Origin of the sequence: Nonomuraea sp. NPDC048916 (assembly GCF_040649575.1) — a bacterium.
Lineage (GTDB): Bacteria > Actinomycetota > Actinomycetes > Streptosporangiales > Streptosporangiaceae > Nonomuraea.
This window is the reverse complement of sequence record NZ_JBEZFS010000151.1, coordinates 1-690: the sequence shown is the minus strand read 5'-3', so window position 1 is coordinate 690 and position 690 is coordinate 1. Positions and strand designations below refer to the sequence as shown.

At 72.6% G+C, this 690-nt stretch carries 1 protein-coding gene; it reads right to left on the bottom strand.

Annotated elements, in window-relative coordinates; translation table 11 throughout:
- On the bottom strand, positions 1-690 hold a 690-nt coding region (locus AB0C16_RS40180), incomplete at its 5' end, for a hypothetical protein (RefSeq protein ID WP_357691407.1).

Genomic DNA, 690 nt, shown 5'->3' with positions numbered 1-690 from the left:
TCAGGGTGCGGGGAAGGAGAGGCGGACACCGTGCTGTTCCTCGGCGCCCCGGAGGGACGGGACCAGGGTCTCGCGCACCTTGTCGAGCTCGGCGGCATGGTCGGCGAGGAAGTCGGTGCGCAACCGTTCGCGGATCGGTTCGCGGACAGCCTCCACCGGGCGCATGCAGTCGGCGTACGCGCTGCCCAGGACACGGTTCTCGCGCGGGAGGTCGGCCGGGGCGACGGACTGCAGGCGAGTGTCGGTGTGGCGGAAGAAGCCGTCTTCGTCGGAGACCTCGATGTCGTGGCCCGCGAGGCAGTCGGGCAGGTCGGCCAAGGCCTCGACCGTCGCGGGGTCGTCGTCCAGGGAGCCGAGTTCCTTGAACCACGCGGCCTGGAGCGATGCGTAGGTGCCGCGCAGTACGCCGACGGCGGCGGCGCCCTCATCCTGGCAGCGGCGCACCTCGTCGGGGGAGCCGGAGCGGCCCGTGGCGGCGGGCGCCGCGGGCAGGGGAACCTCGGCGCTGTGGCTGAAGCCGTGCCGGGCGATGAAGTCCAGGTCGGGCAGCTCGAAGAGGCGGATGAACGCGGGCGGCGGGGCGTCCTGGGGGAGGTCGAAGCCGCCCTTTGACGCGCACGAGGCCATGACGGTGTGCGCCACCTGCTGTCCGAACGTGTCCAGCCCCTGTGTCCAGCGGGCTTCCGCACC